Source organism: Streptomyces sp. NPDC014764 (assembly GCF_043082785.1).
In the GTDB taxonomy this organism is placed as follows: domain Bacteria; phylum Actinomycetota; class Actinomycetes; order Streptomycetales; family Streptomycetaceae; genus Streptomyces; species Streptomyces althioticus.
The window spans coordinates 18,676-37,459 of sequence record NZ_JBIBXY010000031.1 but is presented as its reverse complement, the minus strand read 5'-3'; the positions used below and the strand labels follow the sequence as shown (position 1 = coordinate 37,459).

The 18,784-nt window shown below is 67.6% G+C and carries 17 protein-coding genes and 3 pseudogenes; 6 read left to right on the top strand and 14 right to left on the bottom strand.

What is annotated here, in order from left to right:
* Positions 1 to 95: 95 nt before the first annotated feature.
* The 3 genes from ACF1AG_RS34055 to ACF1AG_RS34045 form a co-directional block, all read right to left on the bottom strand.
* The gene (locus ACF1AG_RS34055; protein WP_391810976.1) at positions 96 to 392 is read right to left on the bottom strand and encodes a hypothetical protein; all 297 of its coding nucleotides are present in this window, start codon (positions 390 to 392) and stop codon (positions 96 to 98) included.
* Between the two features lie 128 nt (positions 393 to 520).
* Complete coding sequence (locus tag ACF1AG_RS34050; RefSeq protein ID WP_387799078.1) at positions 521 to 1,420, bottom strand: MBL fold metallo-hydrolase; 900 nt, start codon at positions 1,418 to 1,420, stop codon at positions 521 to 523.
* 22 nt (positions 1,421 to 1,442) lie between these two features.
* Positions 1,443 to 2,714 (bottom strand): MFS transporter, encoded by a 1,272-nt coding sequence (locus tag ACF1AG_RS34045; RefSeq protein ID WP_387799075.1) that lies wholly within the window; start codon positions 2,712 to 2,714, stop codon positions 1,443 to 1,445.
* A 125-nt stretch (positions 2,715 to 2,839) separates the two neighbouring features.
* On the opposite strand from ACF1AG_RS34045, the gene ACF1AG_RS34040 reads away from it, so the two are divergent.
* The 4 genes and pseudogenes from ACF1AG_RS34040 to ACF1AG_RS34025 all read left to right on the top strand — a co-directional run.
* Positions 2,840 to 3,049 carry a hypothetical protein gene (locus tag ACF1AG_RS34040; protein ID WP_387799072.1) on the top strand — a complete coding sequence of 70 codons (210 nt, stop codon included), beginning with the start codon at positions 2,840 to 2,842 and terminating at the stop codon, positions 3,047 to 3,049.
* Positions 3,036 to 4,427, top strand: a complete 1,392-nt coding sequence (locus ACF1AG_RS34035) for an amidase (protein ID WP_387799069.1) — start codon at positions 3,036 to 3,038, stop codon at positions 4,425 to 4,427. Before ACF1AG_RS34040 ends, ACF1AG_RS34035 begins: the two co-directional genes overlap by 14 nt.
* Positions 4,428 to 4,538: 111 nt before the next feature.
* Entirely contained in the window at positions 4,539 to 5,114 is a 576-nt protein-coding gene (locus ACF1AG_RS34030) for a TetR/AcrR family transcriptional regulator (protein WP_387799068.1), read from the top strand.
* Between the two features lie 83 nt (positions 5,115 to 5,197).
* Positions 5,198 to 5,571, top strand: a pseudogene (locus ACF1AG_RS34025) (transposase family protein); the annotation flags it as partial.
* A gap of 621 nt (positions 5,572 to 6,192) precedes the next feature.
* Here the strand turns inward: ACF1AG_RS34025 and ACF1AG_RS34020 are convergent.
* Positions 6,193 to 6,807: a TetR/AcrR family transcriptional regulator gene (locus ACF1AG_RS34020; RefSeq protein WP_387799066.1), complete on the bottom strand. Its 615-nt coding sequence runs from the start codon at positions 6,805 to 6,807 to the stop codon at positions 6,193 to 6,195.
* A 313-nt stretch (positions 6,808 to 7,120) separates the two neighbouring features.
* On the opposite strand from ACF1AG_RS34020, the gene ACF1AG_RS34015 reads away from it, so the two are divergent.
* Positions 7,121 to 8,152 carry a hypothetical protein gene (locus ACF1AG_RS34015; protein WP_387799064.1) on the top strand — a complete coding sequence of 344 codons (1,032 nt, stop codon included), beginning with the start codon at positions 7,121 to 7,123 and terminating at the stop codon, positions 8,150 to 8,152.
* Between the two features lie 430 nt (positions 8,153 to 8,582).
* Here ACF1AG_RS34015 and ACF1AG_RS34010 read toward each other — a convergent pair whose 3' ends face one another.
* The 7 genes and pseudogenes from ACF1AG_RS34010 to ACF1AG_RS33980 form a co-directional block, all read right to left on the bottom strand.
* A complete protein-coding gene (locus ACF1AG_RS34010; RefSeq protein ID WP_387799063.1) occupies positions 8,583 to 8,963 on the bottom strand; it encodes a hypothetical protein in 381 nt (126 codons plus the stop codon).
* Between the two features lies 1 nt (position 8,964).
* Positions 8,965 to 10,434, bottom strand: coding sequence for an amino acid permease (locus ACF1AG_RS34005; RefSeq protein WP_261674436.1), 1,470 nt, complete (start codon positions 10,432 to 10,434; stop codon positions 8,965 to 8,967).
* Positions 10,434 to 11,804 carry a glutamate decarboxylase gene (locus tag ACF1AG_RS34000; protein ID WP_058915286.1) on the bottom strand — a complete coding sequence of 457 codons (1,371 nt, stop codon included), beginning with the start codon at positions 11,802 to 11,804 and terminating at the stop codon, positions 10,434 to 10,436. The genes ACF1AG_RS34005 and ACF1AG_RS34000 overlap by 1 nt, the downstream gene beginning before the upstream one ends.
* A 332-nt stretch (positions 11,805 to 12,136) precedes the next feature.
* Positions 12,137 to 12,511, bottom strand: a complete 375-nt coding sequence (locus tag ACF1AG_RS33995; protein ID WP_387799060.1) for a fluoride efflux transporter FluC — start codon at positions 12,509 to 12,511, stop codon at positions 12,137 to 12,139.
* Positions 12,508 to 12,969 (bottom strand): fluoride efflux transporter FluC, encoded by a 462-nt coding sequence (locus ACF1AG_RS33990; protein ID WP_387799059.1) that lies wholly within the window; start codon positions 12,967 to 12,969, stop codon positions 12,508 to 12,510. The genes ACF1AG_RS33995 and ACF1AG_RS33990 overlap by 4 nt, the downstream gene beginning before the upstream one ends.
* Before the next feature lie 245 nt (positions 12,970 to 13,214).
* A pseudogene (locus ACF1AG_RS33985) lies at positions 13,215 to 13,382 on the bottom strand (IS5/IS1182 family transposase); the annotation flags it as partial.
* A gap of 63 nt (positions 13,383 to 13,445) precedes the next feature.
* Positions 13,446 to 14,143 (bottom strand): annotated as a pseudogene (locus ACF1AG_RS33980) (transposase); the annotation flags it as partial.
* Positions 14,144 to 14,334: 191 nt separating this feature from the next.
* Between ACF1AG_RS33980 and ACF1AG_RS33975 the strand changes: the two are divergent.
* On the top strand, positions 14,335 to 15,441 hold the full coding sequence (locus ACF1AG_RS33975; RefSeq protein WP_387799056.1) for a DUF2776 family protein: 1,107 nt from the start codon (positions 14,335 to 14,337) through the stop codon (positions 15,439 to 15,441).
* A 483-nt stretch (positions 15,442 to 15,924) separates the two neighbouring features.
* On the opposite strand, the gene ACF1AG_RS33970 is transcribed toward ACF1AG_RS33975, so the two are convergent.
* From ACF1AG_RS33970 to ACF1AG_RS33960, 3 genes are all read right to left on the bottom strand, one after another.
* The gene (locus ACF1AG_RS33970; RefSeq protein WP_387799053.1) at positions 15,925 to 17,370 is read right to left on the bottom strand and encodes an MFS transporter; all 1,446 of its coding nucleotides are present in this window, start codon (positions 17,368 to 17,370) and stop codon (positions 15,925 to 15,927) included.
* Between the two features lie 98 nt (positions 17,371 to 17,468).
* The gene (locus tag ACF1AG_RS33965) at positions 17,469 to 18,014 is read right to left on the bottom strand and encodes a TetR/AcrR family transcriptional regulator (RefSeq protein ID WP_058915281.1); all 546 of its coding nucleotides are present in this window, start codon (positions 18,012 to 18,014) and stop codon (positions 17,469 to 17,471) included.
* Positions 18,015 to 18,139: 125 nt separating this feature from the next.
* Positions 18,140 to 18,613, bottom strand: coding sequence for a nuclear transport factor 2 family protein (locus ACF1AG_RS33960; protein ID WP_058917771.1), 474 nt, complete (start codon positions 18,611 to 18,613; stop codon positions 18,140 to 18,142).
* Between the last annotated feature and the right edge of the window lie 171 nt (positions 18,614 to 18,784).

The following is an 18,784-nucleotide window of genomic DNA, read 5'->3' as shown; positions in this document are numbered from 1 at the left end:
AACAAGGACCTCGACAATCCTCATTCTTGCTGGTCAGAGGCACTTCCTGCTTTTCTGACCGCCTGCCGGACAGCCCGCTTCATGAAAGCGCGAGGTTAATGTTCGCTGTCACAGGACAGCGGGGGCCGGTGCAAGCCCCGGCGGCCCGGTCGCTCACTGCCGCCCGGGCAGCAAGTCCTGCAATCGTTCCAGCAGGGCACGCGTGTCTGCGGCGCGGGCCTACCCGGTCCGGCGTCGATCGTCTGCACCAGCGCTGCCACCACCTCGGCCCGCTGCTCCTCCGGAAGAATCGCGTCAGTCAGAAGCCGCTCCACAGCCGGGTACGAGGAGAAGTCCAGCGGCTGATCGAAGTACGCCTTGAGATACTCGGCGGCCGTCGTCTGCGACTTCACGCAAGTCTTGCTGATAACCCGGCCAGCGCCGCCGACACCGTACCCAGCCCGTCGGCGGCGCTGGCGAGGGTGTCGGACTGCGGCGCCGCCGAGCCTGTCGGGCCTGGGCGGCCTGGTCGGCGTGCAGGTCAGGTCGGCGGGGCAGGACGCAGCTGGTAGGCGTCCCTGTGCGCGACGACACGGCCGGCTGTGGGTGGGGCGAAGTGGGTGCCGAGAAGGAGGGTGTCCGTACCGGCGAGGGAAGCGAGCAATTCACCTCGGGTGGTCTCGGACCGCTGGGGGTCGATGTCCACGCAGGCGCCGATGGCAGGGTGGGCGAGTTGGACCGGGTGGTGGATGCAGTCACCGGTGATCAGCGCCGTTTCACCCTGACTGCTCAGTTCGACCGCGACATGGCCGGGGGTGTGGCCGGGGGTGGGGACCAGGCGCAGGCTCGGGGTGATGTGCGCGCTCTCGGCCGGGACGTCGACCAGGTCGAGCAGACCGGCCTGCTCGACCGGGATCACCGAGTCGCGGAACATCTGGCGGCGTGCCTCGTCCATGTCGTAGGCGGCCCAGAACTCCCTCTCGGCGCGTGTGGTGAGGTAGCGCGCCCCGGGGAACGTGGGGACCCACTCGCCGTCCGCCAGCCAGGTGTTCCAGCCGACGTGGTCGGCGTGCAGGTGGGTGAGGACCACCAGGTCGACGGAGTCCGGCGGGAAGCCTGCGGCGGTCAGGCGCTCGGGGAAGTCGGTGCGGAGGTTGTGCCAGGCCGGGTTGGCCCGTTCCTTGCCGTTGCCGATGCCGGTGTCGACGAGTACGCGCAGCCCGTCCACGGCGAACGCGAAACTGTGACTGTCGATGTGGAGGATGCCGTCATCGCCGGCGAAGTGAGGGCGCAGCCAGTCCTGGCCGGCTACTACCTGAGGAGTGGCGTCGGGCAACAGCCAGGGGCCGGTCGCGGGTGGCAGCAGTGTTTCGTCGATGCGGTGGACGGTGATGTCGCCCACGGCCCAGGAGGGGATGGGGGTGTCCGAGGGAGTCTGCATGATCTGTCGCTTCCTTTGCTCTTCAGCGGAGTGGTTGGTGGCGCGGACTGCTGTAGGGCCTTGTTCGGGTTCGTGACACGGCGAGCGCTGTGAGAGCCGCCGCAGCGAAGAGTGCGGCGATGACGGCGTAGGTGTGCGAGGTGGTCCTGAGCCCGTAGTACTGGGTGGCGGCCCCCGCGGCGATGGCGGGCAGGCTCATGGAGAGGTAGCTCAGAACGTAGTAGGCGGCCAGCGTCGTGGCGCGGTACTGCTCGTCGAGCGAGGCGAGGAGCATGCGAAGTACCCCTTGGGAGACGGCGCCGAAGGCCACTCCGGCCAGGGCAGCGCCGCCGTAGACAGCCGGCAGTCCGACGCCGTGCAGACCGCTCAGGGTCAGCACCGCGGCGGGCAGAACGGAGAGGCATCCGCCGATCATGGTGATGAGGGGATCGGTGCGGCGCAGAACCCACATGGTGAATGCGGCTGCGGCGCTGAGGGCGAAGAAGACCATGCCGAGGGCAGCCTGCGGGGCGTTGGGGGCCACCAGGCGCACGAGGGCCGGTCCGAGGGAGGAGTAAAAGCCGCCCAGTGCCCAGACGGCGACGATGGCGGTGCCGGTGGTCAGCAGGGTGCGGCGCACTGCGGGCGGCACACCGAGCCGCGGGCGCAACGATCGGCGCATGTCTGCCCGGCGGCTGACTGTCTCCGTGGTGAAGGTGATGGCTATTGCCTGGGCGGCGAACAGCGCTGCCATCAGTGCGTAGACGGTGACTGTGGGGGCCGGGGCAAAGTGGACGAGGAGGGTGGAGACGAGAACGCCCGCAGCCATGCCGGCGACCGGGGCGATGGTGTTGGTCAGGGCGGACCGACCGGGATGCCGCGGGTTTTCCAGGTCGAGGAGAGCCGCGCCCGCGGTGCTGGTGGCTACGCCGGTGGCCACTCCCTGCAGGAGGCGGGCCGCTGTGAGGGAACATGTGCCGTCCGCTGAGGCGAGGAGAACCATGGCGACGGCCTGCGCGCCCAGGGCGCCTGCCAGGACGGGACGCCGTCCCAGGCGGTCGGAGAGCGCTGCGGTGGTGAGAAGGGCTGACAGCAGCGCCAGGGAGTACGCGCTGAAGACCACCGTGACGGCCAGCGCTGAAAGGCCCCACTGATCCTGATAGATGGGGTACAGCGGTGTCGGGGCACTGGATGCCGCCAGGAAGGCCACGAGTACGGACGCGTCCAGACCGAAGGAGACGGCACGGTTCTTCCTGTGGGCGCGGCTGCCCCCGACAGGGCAGTGCGCGGGTGAGCCGGACGCGACGTCGGACATGGAACCCCTCCCTTAAAGCAACTTGTTTGCCTTAAGGGACGATAGGGCCTACAGTCGAGCTAAAGCAAATCGTTAGCTTTTGGTGTGGTGCGCTCGTCGCTCCAGGCCCGACCAGGGGAGAATCCATGTCCTTCGCCGACCTCACCCCGCCCGAAGCCGCCCGCTGGGCGGCCCGCGCCGGGCTTCCGCTACCCGACGACCGCCACTCCGTGGTTGCGGCCACCGCCAACCACATCCAGTCCGTCGTCGCAGTCCTGCGCGAGCTGAACTTCGGAGACATCCCGCCCGCCGGTGCCTTCGGTGCGGGAAAGGAGAAGCACGATGCAGCCGTATGAGTTGTCCCTCGCCGCCGCCGCGCAGGAGATCCGGGAGCGGCGGCTGTCCCCCGTTGAGCTGGTCGACTCGGTCCTCAACCGCATCGAGCAGGTGGAGCCGCACGTTTCGGCCTACGTCGCGGTTTCCATTGATCAGGCTCGCCGGACCGCCCGTGAGGCCGAGCGCGAAGCCGCCCAGGGTTCCTACCGAGGCCCTCTGCACGGGATTCCGGTAGGACTCAAGGACATGATCGATGTCGTCGGCATGCCCACCACAGCAAGCTCCAGGACCCGGGCCGGTCACCGCGCAGCCTCCGACAGCACGGTCGCCGCGAGGCTGCGGACGGCCGGCGCGATTCTGATCGGCAAGACGCACACCCACGAGTTCGCCTACGGGCTGACCACCCCGCAGACCAACAACGCCTGGGATCGCGGCAGGGTCGCCGGTGGCTCCAGCGGCGGTTCCGCCGTCGCCGTGGCCTGCGGTGCGGCGACATTCGCCCTCGGCACCGACACCGGCGGATCAATCCGGGTGCCCGCCACCCTGAACGGCGTGGTCGGACTCAAGCCGACGCATGGACTCGTGCCCCGTCACGGCGTCACGTCGCTGTCCTGGTCGCTCGACCACGTCGGCCCGATCACCCGCACCGTCGACGACGCAGCCCTGGTCCTGACCGCCATCGCCGGGCACGACGCCCGCGACCCCGCCTCGGTGGCCGACCCCCGCATCGACTACCGGCCGCGCCCTGATCCGGACCTGACGGGAGTGCGCGTCGGCGTGCCTCGCAACTACTACTTCGAGCACGTCGACGCGGACGTCGCGGCCGCCGTCCGCCGCGCCATCGGGCAACTGGAGGCGCTCGGCGCCCGGCTCGTGGAGATCGAGATACCGATGACCCGCTACATCCAGGCCACCCAGTGGGGCCTGATGGTTCCGGAAGCCACCGCGTACCACGAAAGCACCCTGCGTACAGTCCCCGAGCTGTACCAAGCGGATGTCCGGATCCTCTTGGAGGCCGGCGAACTGATGGGCGCGGGCGACTACCTGCGGGCGCAGCGCGCCCGGACGTTGATGCGCGACGAATGGGCCCGCATCCTGGAGGGAGCCGACGTGATCGTCGCCCCTGCGGTCCCGATGGCCGCGGTCCCGTCGGGCCAAGAGACCGTCACCTGGCCCGACGGCACGGTCGAGAGCGTCTCCGACGCCTACGTGCGCCTCTCCTCCCCGGCCAACATCACAGGAGTGCCTGCACTCTCCGTCCCGGTCGGCCGAGACACGGCAGGCATGCCCATTGCCATGCAGTTGCTCGGGCGGCCCTTCGCCGAGCGGACGCTGCTGCAGGTGGGCCACGCATACGAGCGGATGCAGTCCGCCCGATCGCTCGCACCCCTCGCCTGAGAGCGGTGTGGGCCGGGCCGGAAACTTCCGGCCCGACCTACACGACCACGACGGCATGAGAGCCGGGTCTCGGGGTCCACTAACGCAAGAACTGTGCTTTAAGCTGGTGAAATGAGTAGCAGGCCAACGATCCGTCCCGGCGGGCGCAGCGCACGCGTCCAGGCGTCGGTGCACACTGCTGTCCGGGAACTCATGGAGGAAAGAGGCCGCGAGGCATTGACCGTTCCACTGGTCGCCCAGCGCGCCGGAGTCACCCCGTCGACGATCTACCGACGCTGGGGCAGCCTTCAGGAACTGCTGTCGGACGTCGCTGTGGAGCGGCTGCGGCCCGACACTGAGCCGGAGAACCACGGCGACCTGCGATCCGACCTGACAGCATGGGCCGAACAGTTCCTGGACGAAATGACGTCCGCCTCGGGACGCGCCTATATCCGCGACGCCCTGCTCGGTGACCCGGACGGCAGCAACGCCGGTCAGTGCTCGGCCTACGCGGCCGAACAGATCCACGTCATTCTCGCCCGAGCCACCGACCGCGAGGAGAACCTTCCCGACGTCGAGACGGCCATGGACCGCGTCGTCGCCCCCATGATGTATCGCATCCTCTTCCGCCCGGCCGGGCTCGAGTCCGCGTACGCCCGCCGGCTCGTGGCCGACCTCTTCCGCATATGCGAGAAGGGCGACCAGTGAGCTCTTTCCAACCTGGCGACTGAGCACGTCAGTTGGGCTGACAGGCAGGTGAAGCCCCTGACGGATGGGTTTTCGACCAAGAAATCCGTCTCCAGAGGCTTCCTGCGCTTGTCTACCCGTCGGGCGTCGACGTGTCAGTTCTGCTCTGCGCCTCCTGTCCGCCAGACTCCGCCGGCGCCGCCGGGAACTCGGTGCCCGATGGCGGCGCCTGAGACCGGGCCGGCAGACCCTGCTCGCTCTCGCCCACCTGCGCAGCGGACACCCGTATGCCCAGCTCGCGGCCGGTTTCGGCATCGGAACCACCACCGCCCACCGGTACGTCGCCGAGGCCGTCGAGCTCCTGGCCGCTCTCGCCCCGACTCTCGCGGAGGCGGTCCGGACAGCGTCGACAAAGGCGTTCGTGCTGCTGGACGGCACCCTGCTTCCGATCGACCGGATCGCCGCGGACCGTTCCTTCTGTTGAGTCGGCACGGAGCGCGGTGGCGGTGTTGCCACCGGTCCGTTTCTCCGTGCCGCTCGCCGAACCCGGCGTGCGCCTCTCAACGCACCGGGCTCTCCACGGTCTCGGCCGTTCAAGCGTGGTTGAGAGTCCAGGGGGTGGGGATTGTGTTGCCTCGGTATCGGTAGCGGGTGACCGCGACCGAGACCATGGGGAACAGTTCGATCCCGTCCGCCGAGAGCCTGTGCCACCGGCCGTTGCGGTCGGTGAAGCGTCGGCGGACGTCCTTCCACCTCCAGCGATGCAGCGCCATCCACCAACTGGTCACCCTCCGCCACACAAAGTGGTCAAGGGATTTCAGTGTGCTCTTGCAGACCGCGCAGCACGCACGCTTGATGATCACAGGCGAGCACTCACCATCACCACCGACTACGGAACAGACCTGCTCGTTTTGACAGACCCCGCTGCCTCGCCGGCCCGACAAGCGGATGCCATCGACGCTGCGCAGGCTTGATAGCCCGAGCTGAAGCTCCTGCAGATCGTCAAGTGGCTGGAGATGTTGGTGGTGTGCCGGCGCGGGCCGGTGCTGCGGGTGGGCGGCCGCCCGCGCGGAGTGACGCAGGGGTGGGTAAACCGTGTTCAGTGCGGAGGGGCGAGCTCGTCCTCCAGGGCCGCGCGTGCACCGCGCAGGGCGAGCCGGAGCTGGTCCGGTGCACGGCGGACCTGGGCCAGAAGGAGGCCGCCCTGGATCGCCGCCATGGTGAGGTCGGCCAGCTCCGTCACGTCCGCGTCCGGGCGCAGCTCGCCGGATTCCTGCATCCGGTGCAGCCCTGTGATGAGGGGGGCCTCCCAGCGCGCGAAGGCGTCCACGAACGCCTGCCGGGTGAGGTCGTCCCGGCCGCTGAGCTGGCTGGCCAACGAGCCGATCGCGCAGCCGCCCACCGCGTCCTGCCGCGTCCCGTTGGCGACGATCGCGTCGAACCAGCGGTCGATGCCGGCCAGTGAATCGACGTCCAGGAGCAGCGGTTCCTGCGCGGCCAGCACCGTGTCCACGGTGGAATGGATCACGGACTGGATGAGGTCGTCCCGGTCGTCGAAGTAGTGGTAAAGCTGGCTGCGGCCGACCCCCGCGGCGCGTTCGACATCGTCCAGCGTCACCGCCGCGACGCCCCGCCGCTGAATGAGGTCTGCCGCAGCGTCGAGAATGCGCTCCCGGGTCGCGCGACCCCGTGCGGTGGCCGGTGTGTGTCCCATCAGACTTCTTCCCTATCTGTACTTCATGGTACAGAAGTTCTGTACTCGCTGATACAGTGTCCGCGCAGTTTCTGTACTAAGCGATACATTCTGTGGTGATGAGGGTAACAGCGCCGACCGTAGGGCCGCAGACGCTCCCTCGAACTGGCCGTTGAACAGATTTCCGCGCCCGCCGCGGCTCAACAGGAGCGCGTGGACGTGCCGGGCCGTTCCCGTCGTCACTGCCAAGGTTTCGCAGCTCGCAGTTCCGGCTGCGCCCAGCCAGCAACTTCCACCCCGTCCAGGACCGATCCGCGCAACGACAAGGAAGACCATGTCCCCTCACCGATCGACCGGGCTGCGGCGGCGCGCCGCCACGCTCAGCCTTGCCGCCACGCTCGCCGCGGTCGCCATGACCCCGGCGGCGTCCGCGACCTCGGCCCCTACCAGGGCCCCGGCCACCACGCCGACATCACCCGGCCCCACTGTCGGCACCCGCCTGGACAACGTACGCGTCCTCGCCCACTTCGACCGGGTTGCGGGCCAGGTCGCCGAGAGCATCGCACCGGAGCCAGGCGGCAGCGTGGTCATCGGCATGATTCAGTCACGCCAGGTGGTGCGGGTCGCGCAGGACGGAGCCGTCCGGGTGCTCGCCACCATGCCGCTGCCCCCGGGCGGCGGCACCACCACACCGGTCGTCGGCACAGCCGCTGTCACCGGGGTCGCCCGGTCGGACAGTGGCGCGGTGTACTTTCTCTACTGCGCCGGGCAGGGCGGCCTGACCGGGATCTGGCAGGTCCAGCGCTCCGGTGAGCCCCGGCTCGTCGTACCGCTGCCTGCCGACACCTTCCCCAACGCGCTGGTCATCGACGGCAAAAGGGACCGTTTCATGGTTACCGACTCCGCCGGCGGGCGGATCTGGCAGGCGCCGTTGAGCGGCGGAGCGGCCACCGTGTGGTCGGCAGCCCCGGCACTGGCGCCCAGTGCTTTCTTCGGCGCCAACGGCATGAAGATCCACGACGGCGCCGTGTGGGCCAGCAATTCCGACCATGGCACCATCGTCCGTATCCCGGTGGCCAGGAACGGCAGTTCCGGCCGCGCCGAGGTCCGGGCCACGCAGCTGGAGGGCATCGACGACTTCGACTTCACCGGCAGGGGCTCCGAGATCCTCGCCGCGTTGAACCAGGCCAGCAAGCTCGTGCGCGTAGGCGCCGACGGTGCTCATGAGACCCTGCTGGACGCCAAGGACGGCATGCAGGGAACCACGGCCGTGGCTGTACGAGGCCATCGGGCGTTTGTGACCAACGGTGCCAACCTGGCCGGAAACAACCCGACCCTGATGCTCGCGGAGCTGACCCGGCGCTGACAGGGCTTGGCTTGGCGGGATGGGCCATCGCCCTGTGGTCCATCCCGCCGCATGGCAGCCGTACTTTTCGGCGACATCGCCCCGACGGATGCCTGCCCGCCGCTTTCCCGGCCGACGCAGTTCGGTCCGCTCCGCATTGGGGGAGATGGAAAGCTCACTGGTCGACCGGACTGCCGTGCCCTGACCGATGCTCCGGAGCTCGGGGCGGTCTCTTCCCTGGAAGATCACCGACTTGGACCGAATTCTGGCAGCGGTTCTCTCGCGGCGCGGTCTGTGGGGGCAGTAGACCCCGCCGACTTGTTCGGTGTCGGCCGTGGCGTGGTCCGCAACGCCATTGACGGCGTTCGTCCATTTCTTGGCCAGGGCCGAAGCGTCGTGGCACCGGGCCCCGGGGCGGGGTGGCGGGCCGTGCGGGCCGTGCGGCGGTGGTTCATCGGTTGATGCGGCTGGTGAGATCCTCGAAGGTGTCGAGATGCTCCGGGCAGTAGACCTGGACGACCAAGCGGTCGTAGGCGACCAGGTCGTCGGCGTGCTCTTCCGGTGTCGCGGTGAGGGTGACGCGCCCCCATCCCAGAAGCAGGCCGGCCGGATTGTCCTTGAGTGCAGCGCAGATGGCGCCTCCGTCGTTGCCGTAGAGCGATTTGGCGATGCGCGGTGTCATCGCAGGACCGACGCCGGCCTCGTTCACCTTCGCTGTGAACCGGGCCGCTTTGTCGTTCTCGGCGCTGGAACTCGTGCTGGAGCACGCCGTGAGGATGGCGAGGGTGAGGGCGATGAGTGACGCGGCCGCACCGGTCGCATTTCCGCGCATGTCAGCCCTCCGTCGCAGTGGGAGTGTGGTTGTCCGCGCGCTGTCCACGGTTCCAGCTGGGTTTTCGGAAGCGGTAGAAGAGCAGCGGCGGAATCCCGAGCAAGATGATCACGACGACCATCAGAATGGGGTAGAGATGCGGGGGAATTCCGGACAGCCCCGACGGGGGGACGAACCCGAGCACGAATGCGGCTGCCGAGGCCGCGAACCCGATACCCGCGACCCACTTGATCGCCGGCACCCTGTACGCGCGTGTGACGTCCGGGCGGGTTCGGCGCAGTCTCAGCGCCGAGACGAACATCAGCATGTACATGATGAGGTAGAGGGCTGCGGCCATGTCGACGAGTGTGAAGAACGCCGTCGACACGTTCGGAATGGCGATGAACAGGGCTGCCAGAGCCGTGACGATCAGCCCCTGGACCATGAGAATGCCCTGCTGGACTCCGGCCTTGTTGCGCTTCTGCAGCCACAGGGGCATGAGCCCTGTCTCCGCTGCTGCAAGTACACCCTTGCTGGGGCCGGCGATCCAGGTGACCACGGAGGCGAGGGCGCCAAGGGAGATGGCGGCGGAGACCACCGCAGTGGCCCAGGAGATGCCCCAGTGTTCGAAGAAGACCTTGAAGGCCAGGTTGATGCCGGTGGTCAAGCCGAGCTCGCCCTTGGGAACCGCGACCGCGACGGCGATCGTGGGCAGCATGAACACACCCAGGATGCCGAAGAGAGCGATGAAGACCGCTTTCGGGTAGCCCTTGCCGGGATTGCGCATGCTGTTGGCGTGGACGGCGTTGACCTCCATACCCGCATAGGCCAGGAAGTTGCTGACGATCAGCACCAGGCTCGCGAAGCCCGTGAACGGCGGCACCACGTCGCCCCACTTGAGGGGGACCTGGCTTTCCTGGCCGGTGCCGAGCCAGCAGGCTCCTAGCACGATGAGGATGGCACCCGGTGCGATGGTGCCGATGAGGCCACCCCACGACCCGACCTTCGCGAAGAGGTTGCCCCCACGCAGCGTCAGGGCGGTGGACACCCAGTACAGAACGACGATGACGATCGCGGTGTACAGGCCGGACCCGGAGAGCTTCTCGTCGACGAAGACGAAGGTGAAGCTGGCCGCGATGAAAGCGAGCTGGACAGGGAACCACACGACATTCTGGATCCACTGCAGCCAGATCGCGGTGAATCCCCAGCGCACGCCCATGGCTTCACGGACCCAGACGAACACGCCGCCGTTCCAGCCGGTCGCCAGTTCGGCTGCCACCAGGGACACAGGGACCAGGAAGAGCAGGGCCGGGATGATGTACAGCGTGATGCTGCCCAGCCCGTAGGTGGCCATCGTCGGCAGGCTGCGCAGGCTGGCGACCACCACGACGGTGAGGATGGCCAGGTTGAAAACGCTCAGGTACGTGCGGCCCGTACGGGACTTCGCGGCCGCATCCGGTTCCGGCACCGCCGGTTGCGAGGAGGAGGCCATCAGTGGTGGAACCCGGAGTTGTGACCTTCGGAGGGCATCGGCCCGTCGAGGTCGTCGAGGAACCGCACTGAGGTGCGGATGTCGTTCAGCAGCGAGCTCGCCAAGTCCATGCTCAGCCCGTTGCGTACCACGATGCGCTGCACGGTCAGATCGTTCAGGTTGTCCGGCATCGGATAGGCGGGAACCTGCCAGCCCTTCATGCGGAGCCGGTCCGACAGGTCGTACAGCGACCAGTTCTCGGTGTGGCCGGCCTTCTGCCGCCAGGCGAACACCGGGATGTCCGAGCCATCGTTCCACAGCTCGAAGGCGTCCATGCCGGCGATCTCGTCGGCGAGGAACCGTGCGACGTCCTGACTGGCCTTCTGCACGGCCCGGTATCCGGTCCGGCCCTGGCGCAGGAACTGGTAGTACTGCAACAGCACCTGCGCTCCCGGGCGGGAGAAGTTCAGCGCGAAGGTCGGCATGTCGCCGCCCAGGTAACTGACGCGGAAGATGAGGTCTTCGGGGAGCAGGTCGGCGCTGCGCCACACCACCCACCCCAGGCCCGGGAAGACAAGCCCGTACTTGTGGCCGGACGTGTTGATCGAGTGGACGCGCTCCAGCCGGAAGTCCCACACCAGATCGGGCTGCAGGAACGGCGCGACCATCGCCCCAGACGCGCCGTCGACGTGGATGGGGATGTCCAGTCCGGTGTCGCGCTGGATCGCGTCCAGCGCGTCGGAGACCTTGGCGACCGGTTCGTACATGCCGGTGTAGGTCACCCCGAGGATTGCCACCACGCCGATGGTGTTCTCATCCACGTAGGACGCCAGGTCGTGCCCGTCGAGAGTCTTGTGCTCCTCGCTGATGGGCACATACCGCGCCTCTACGTCCCAGTAGTTGCAGAACTTCTCCCAGACCACCTGCACTGCGGAGGACATCACCAGGTTCGGCTTGTCGGCCGGCTTGCCCGCCGCGCGGCGGGCGTGCTGCCAGCGACGCTTGAAGGTCAAGCCCGCGAGCATGCACGCCTCGGACGATCCGATGGTGGAAGTGCCGATCGTGCCGGTTGGATCCGGCGCGTGCCACAGATCGGCGAGCATCTTCCAGCAGCGGTCCTCAATCTCCGCCGTCTGGGGATACTCATCCTTGTCGATCATGTTCTTGTCGAATGCCTCGGTGTACAGCTTCGAAGCATGCGAATCCATCCAGGTTCCCACGAAAGTTGCCTGGTTCAAACGGGAGTTTCCGTCGAGCATGATCTCGTCGTGCACGATCTGATACGCCGTCTCCGGAAGCATGGGATCGTCCGGGATGCGGAACTTCTCGGCCTTCGCCTTTTCCCCTGGACGGGCGAACAGGGGGTTTACCGCCACAGTTTCTTTGTTCATCACGGCAAGCCTCTCATGTCACGTGCATCATCCCTTTTTACCCGTCAGCAGCCACGAGTTCCCCTTTTAGCCGTCAGTAGCCACGAAAATCTGAGCCGTTCGGCTGTCATGTTTCGTCCAAATGCAGTACGCGGCGACTGCCGCCCGAAGCCGTGGCGCGTTTCGCGCCGCTTTCTGACCCACGTATACGCGCGAACGGCATCTCGCTGTACGCACGGAGGGCTCCGCCGTACGACGGCCCCCGATTCCGACTCGCCGCCCTCCGGGGCACCGGCCCTGCGACCCGACGAGGGACACCGCCGCGGCCGTGGACGCCCTCCGGACCCGGCCTGTCAGAAGAGCGTGTTCGCGACCGTGGCCCCGGCAAAGGCCCCCACGAGCCCTACCGAGAGTGTGGTCAGCAGGTATCCGCCGGCGACCGCCGTCCTGCGGGCCGAGGTCATCGTCAGGAGTTCGTAGGAGAAGGTAGACCAAGCCGACAGCGCACCGCAGAAGCCGGTGGCCAGCAACAGATACTGCTGGTGCCCGAGGCCACCGTCCGTGGCACTCTGCGCGACGAAACCCAGCACAAGGCAGGAGGCGGCGTTGGCCGCCAGCGTCCCCCAGGGGAAACCAGTGCTGAACCGGTATTTGGCGTCGACCCCGATCAGATAGCGCACGAGGGCCCCGACGGCGGCGCCCGCGAGCACGAGCAGCCAGTCGATCACCGCCCTCCTCGTGTTCCGCTACCGAGGACTGCGTGAGCCAAGAGCGCCCCCATCGTAACTCCGAGTAATGCCGCCACGACGGTCAGCAGTAGATTCGCCACCGCGTAACCGGGCCGGGCGGCGTCGAACAGCTGACGTACGTCGTCGATGTAGTGCGAGAACGAGGAGAAGCCGCCCAGCATCCCGGTGCCGAGCAGCGGGCTCACCATCCGGGGGGCGGCAGGGAAGCGCAGCTTGAGGGTGACCATGAGGACACCCATCAGGAAGCAGGCCACCGTGTTGATACCGAGGAGTGTCCAGGGGAAGTCCGTCGGACCCGTGGGCCACAGCAACTCCGCGCCGTAACGGGCCGCGGCGCCGACTGCCCCGCCAACAGCGACCGCTACCAGGACGGGGCCCTGGCCACCGGGATGATGGTCCGGATGGGTAAGGGCGTTCAGAGCCACCTTCGGGGACATGGACGCACTATAAAGAAGGTACTTGGTAGTTCACGGAGCGTGGCCGCGTGGTCGTCCGTTCGACCCGAACGGATCTGGACTTCATCGAGTTACCCCCGCCGATCGGATGGTGGCCGTACAGGGCAACGAGCGAGGCATGAGGCAGCCGCCGCCGTCGATGAGGTGCCGTCGGTGACGGGTCTGCACGTACTGTGCCCGCGCCGTCGCGCGGGGCGCTCATCCTCGATACCCGGCAGTGAACTTCTTCAGCGTTGCCGCTCCAGCGTGAGGATGGCCTTGGCGATTGACGTCATGCGGTTGAGGCTGCATCGGGACCTGCGGAATATGCGTCAGGACTCCAGCCTCGCGACGCCGCGTTCGACGAGCGCTCGCGCTGCGGCCAGTGCCTGATTGTGGGACTTTTCGGTGGGGGTGCCTCTATGTCTTCCGTCAAGGCACCCCTGTCGGGTTCGGGGTGGGGCTCGGGGTTGTTGAGGTTAGGCAGCGACGTCGGCGTCTTTCGGTGTCCGGGATTCGCGGAAGGTGCCGTCGCGGAACATGGCGAACAGGACGCTGATGCGTTGACGGGCGAGTCGGAGGAGGGCTTGGGTGCGGGTCTTGCCGTGGGCTCGCCGGCAGTCGTAGTAGGTGCGGGAGACCGGGTCGGCGTTCATGCACGCGAAGGCGGACAGGAACAGCGCCCGTCGAGCTGCCGGTTGCCGCCTCGGGGTGCGTGCTCACCGTGGATCGAGGTCCCGGACGATTTCGTTGCCGGGGCGAGTCCCGCGTAGGGAGGCGAGGTGGGCGGAGGCGGGAAAGCCGGTGCCGTCGCCGACGGTGACCAGCAGGACGGCGGCGGTCCTGACGCCGACGCCAGGCATCGACGTCAGGACCGGGAAAAGAGGGTGAGCCTGCAGCAGGGCGTTGATCTGGGCTTCCGTCACCCGGCGCTGCGTGTGGACGGCGGCCAGGACGCGGCCAGAGAGGGGACGCCGAGGGTGCCGGTGCCGGGGACGACGACGGCCTGTTCGTCGAGTGCGTCGAAGATGTCGTCGAATCAGCCGCTGGGCCATGCGGGGGCTTGCGGGCGGATCAGCTCCACGAGTCTGCGGCGGCCGGCCTTGCGTAGGGCGGACGGGGAGCCGTATCGCTCCAGCAGCCAGGTCACGGCTTGGGGGGCGAGGCGGGGGCCGACGCGTGATCCATCTATCCGGAGCCGAGACGCATGAGCTGCCGGAATTCTCGAACGACAGGGGCCCGCGGGGCACGCTGCACGCACGTTCCCGGGCTGCGGCTCGACAGCGATCCCCGTCTGTGTTCCCCGCTGGCAGCACGACGACCTCCGCATCACGATGGCCTCAGATGTCGTCCTGAGGAGCCCTCGCCATGAACTACGGAATCAGCATCCTGTTCCGCGCCATCCCCGTCCTCATGGGCGCGGTGTCCGCCGCACTGGGCGGCTACGTCCTTGCTCATGCGTCCGGAGCCAGCGCGCGCGTCGCTGGGCTGGTGCTGATCTTCCTGTCAGCGATCTGCCTGTGCCTGTTCAGCACCGCGGCCACGATCATCAGGCAGCTCATTCACCGCTACACGCCCACGGATCGGATCGTGTATCCGGTATTCGGATTCGCGATCAGCGGTGTCGCTATAGGCTACGGGCTTTCTCTTCTGACCGAGACGCCTCGGCCACCCCCCGATTTCATCGCCGGTCACGTAGTCTTCGGAATCGGCATGATCTGTGTCTGTGTCTCGTGCGTCGCCACGGCCTCCACCCGGTTCGTGCAGATCACCAGGAACTCTGCACTGCCCGACGAATCTCCGCCCCTGTCACCGGCTCCCTTCGGTCCGCTCGCCACCCGTACTCTGCTGACGCTCCCGGTCCTGGCCTCCCTGATCACCTGGGCGTGGGCCTTCACTCTGCTGGCGGGCGGAGGCGGAGGGCTGGCTGCGGGGCGTTTCACCGCCGGGCACGTGCTGGTGGGGCTGGCACTCGTCTGCACGTGTCTGATCGGGCTCGTGGCCAGCATTCTGCGACAGATCCAGAACACCTACACCCACCGGGATCGTGTTCTATGGCCGGTGTCGGCGGCCGTCGCAGGCGCGGTGGGCATCATCTGGGCGCTGATCGTCCTCTCTGTGCACACCCGGCCCTCGCAACTGCCTGCGGCATACGTCATGATCGGACTGGGACTGATCTGCTGGAGCATCCTCAGCAAGGTGCTGCTGCTCGCACTCGTCTGGCGGCGCGAGGCTCTCCTGGCCAACCGCGTTCCGCTGATTCCTGTCGGCACTGCGCTCCTCTGTCTGATCCTCTCGGCGTTCCTCTTCGAGTCCGCCGATCCCACCGTGGTCGTCGCGGCCCGCGTCCTGGTCGGTCTGGGAGGCATCTGCTTCTCGCTGTTCTCGATCGTCTCCATCCTCGAGAGCGGAACAAGCGGTGAAAGCGGCGCGCATACGAGCGGGACCGGCGGATCCAATCTCAACGACACCTGAGCCGACGGAGGTTCGGCTGAAATTGCAGATGACGGTCAGGAGAGCCTCGGCTTGGGAATGGGTGTCGTGCGAGGCTCAACAGTCCGAGGGCTGCACGGACACGGCTCGCGCGGCTTGTCGCCCCGTCCGCCTCGAAACTGCCACCTTCGGAGGCACTTCCCAGGTGAAGCACGCCATCGAGTCCTATCCTCGTGTCCGTGTCCGGGACGACGATCCTCAGGCCGTTTCCCGCTGGGCGAGGCGGATGGTGGCCCTCAGCGCCTGCGCCCCGCTCCTTTGCCCGTGCGGGTGCGGGAGCGGTCCAGTACCGAGAAGGGGCCCTGGTCAGCTCGTCGGTGGTCGCACGGGTCGAAGGCGCCTTCACCATCCTGCTCCTGCGGGTGGGAGTGGGGAGCGTCAAGGGTGCACGACGCAAGATGACCCTCTCGCCGGGCGGGTTGGCCGCCCCGGCGAGAGGGTCTGTGTGCTCTGCGCTCAGGGGGTTCAAGCGGAGATGCTTGCTTCCGGCCTATGCGTGGTCTGCGTCGCGGTGGGGGCCGGAGGGGTGGTGCCGGGCCGACGCAGGGTAAGGGCGATCGCCACTCCGAGGAGGGTGAGGGCGGCGGCGGTGAACCCTGCGGTGCGCAGGCCGGGGACGAGGTCTGGGCCGGTGGTGACCTCGACGCCGCTGTTGGCGATGGCGACCAGGATCGCCAGACCGACGGCGGCGCCGATCTGCTGCGTGGTGGAGGCCATGGCGGAGGCGATGCCCTGGTGGCGGGCGTCGACGCCGCTGGTGGCCGCGGCGAACATCGCAGCCCAGGCGATGCCCTGGCCGAGGCTGAGCAGGATCACGCCGGGCATCAAGGCGGGATAGCCGCCGTTCGGCGACATGCCCAGCGCCAGGACGGCCATGCCCGCGGCGCCCACGAGCAGACCGGTGACGATTGTCGTACGGGGGCCGACCTTGCCGAGCAGCTTCTCGCTCAGCTTGCTGCCGACCAGCCCCACCAGAGCCGAGGGCAGGAACGCCAGACCGGTGGCCAGGGCGCCATAGCCGCGCACGTTCTGCAGGTAGACGGTGAAGAAGTAGTACTGGGCGCCGAAGGTGCCCATGAAGACGAAGGTGACGCCCATCGCGGCGACCAGACTGCGGTTGCGGAACAGGCGCAGCGGCATCAGCGGGTGAGCGGAACGGGACTCGACGATCAGGAACAGTCCGATGAACAGTGCGCCGCCGAGGAGGGGAATGAGGGCCTCGACGGAACCCCAGCCGGCCTCGGGACCCTGCACGACGCCGAAGACGAGGGCGGAGAAGCCGACCGTGGCGGTCAGCGCACCGGTCAAGTCGAAGCTGCGGCCCCGCTCACGCGGCCCGTCCTTGGTGATGATCGAGAAAGCCGCGGCAGCGGCGCCCAGGGCGAGGGGGACATTGACATAGAAGACGGACTCCCAGCCGAGGTAGTTGGTCAGCACGCCGCCCAGCAGGGAACCGAGCGCCAGACCGACGGCTCCGGCCCCGCCCCAGATTGCGAGCGCCCGGTTGCGCTCGGCGCCCTCGGGGAAGGTGGTGCCGATCAGGGAGAGCGTGGCCGGCAGCAGGAGCGCGCCGCCCAAGCCCTGGACCGCGCGTGCGGCCACCAGCAGCCCGGGGTCGGTGGCCAGTCCGCCGGCCAGGGAAGACAGGCCATAAAGGACCAGGGCGGTGGTGAACATACGACGGTGGCCGAGAAGGTCGGCGGCTCGGCCGCCCAGGAGCAGGAAGCCGCCGAAGGCGACGGCGTAGCCGCTGACGACCCACTGCAGGTTCTGCGCGTCGAAGCCTACCTCGCGGCCGATCTCCGGGAGCGCGACGTAGACGATGTTGTAGTCGATGGCGCTGATGAATTGGGCGAAGGCGAGCAAGGCGAGCAGAAGCCCGGTCGAGCGGAGCTTGGAATGGGTTGGCATGAGGGGGTAAGCCTCTCAGGCAGTACGTAAGCGGTTGACCGCTTACTTGTTAGGGCGAAAAAGAGGGCCGCACGGGGCGGCCCGGCGGAATGCTTCGGCTAGGCGCGCAGTGCGCGCGCCCAGGGGGTGTCGAGAGTCGTGGCGTCGATCGCCATCATGACGTTGCTGAGCAGGCCGTCGGCGAAGTAACGGCGGAGCTGTTCGTTGGAGGCACCGGAGACGGCGCGGACATACTCGACCTGCTTGGCGTAGCAGGTGCGCACGGCTTCACCGATGACCGGCTCGCTTGCGGCGCACTGGGCGTGCATGAGGATCATGAGCACGTCCCGGTCGGCGATAGTCTCGTTGTAGGAGGCGGTCAGCGCCTTGAGGACCTCTTCCGGGCGGGCGCTCTGCACAGATGCGGCCGCCGCGGCGGCGTCTTCCAACAGGCGGGCGGAGCAGTGGTCCACCAGGGCCGCGAACAGCGTCTCCTTGCCCTTGAACAGCCGGTACAGGTAACCCTGCGAGATGCCGGCAGCCTTGGCCACGTCCATCGTCGAGGTCCCGTAGTATCCACGCTCTGCGAACGTCTTGATCGCCGTACGCATGACCGTGGCACGGCGCTCCTCCGCAGTGGAACGCTGCCGCGTCCTTGTCTCCATATGAGTATCCAAACACTTTCCACGCTCGGAGCGTCAAGTCGCCCCGATCACCTCCGGGTGGGTGGGTCGCCACGGCCGGGTCGAGGTGGGCGACCCTGCCCACTGCCGGAGAGTGACGTGCGACCTCAGTCGTTGCTGAAGGCGGCGACCATGTCAGCCGGATCGTCGCCGAGGGCCTGCATGCCCACCAGCGGGTTCCAGAAGTCGACGTAACGGCTGATCTTGCCGCCCTTCGTCTCCACCACCGAGATGTACGTCTGATTGTAGGGCCGGCCCGTGGCCAGCGCGGTACCCCGGCTCTTGAACTCCGCGATCACCAACGACGGATCAACCGTCTCATGGAAGTGCAGGTCGATGAACTCCACCCTGAAGTGCTGGGGGAAGTTCTTCATGTACTCGAACAGCCCCTCCTTGCCCACCGTCTTGGTCGGATAGCCCTCGGGTGCGTAGGGGAACTCCAGCACCCCGTCCTCGGTGAACAGATCCACCCACTCCGGGATCCGCCCCGACGACAGGTACTCCAGGTGGTTCTTGAACGCCTGCTGCGCACCGGCCCGGATGTCGTCGGTGTTCTGCGAGGTGGAAACCGTCTCAGTCACGTCTTGCCCCATCTTTAAAGCGGTCGATCGCATAGTTGGTCCTCATGAAAGGCTAAGGATGCCCTCTTGAGTGATCAACCCGCTTGATTCGACCTCGTCCAGGTTACATACGGCCAGGCTGACTGGAGCTTTGGCAGATGCTCGTATCTCTGACGCTCCTGCTCGCCGTAA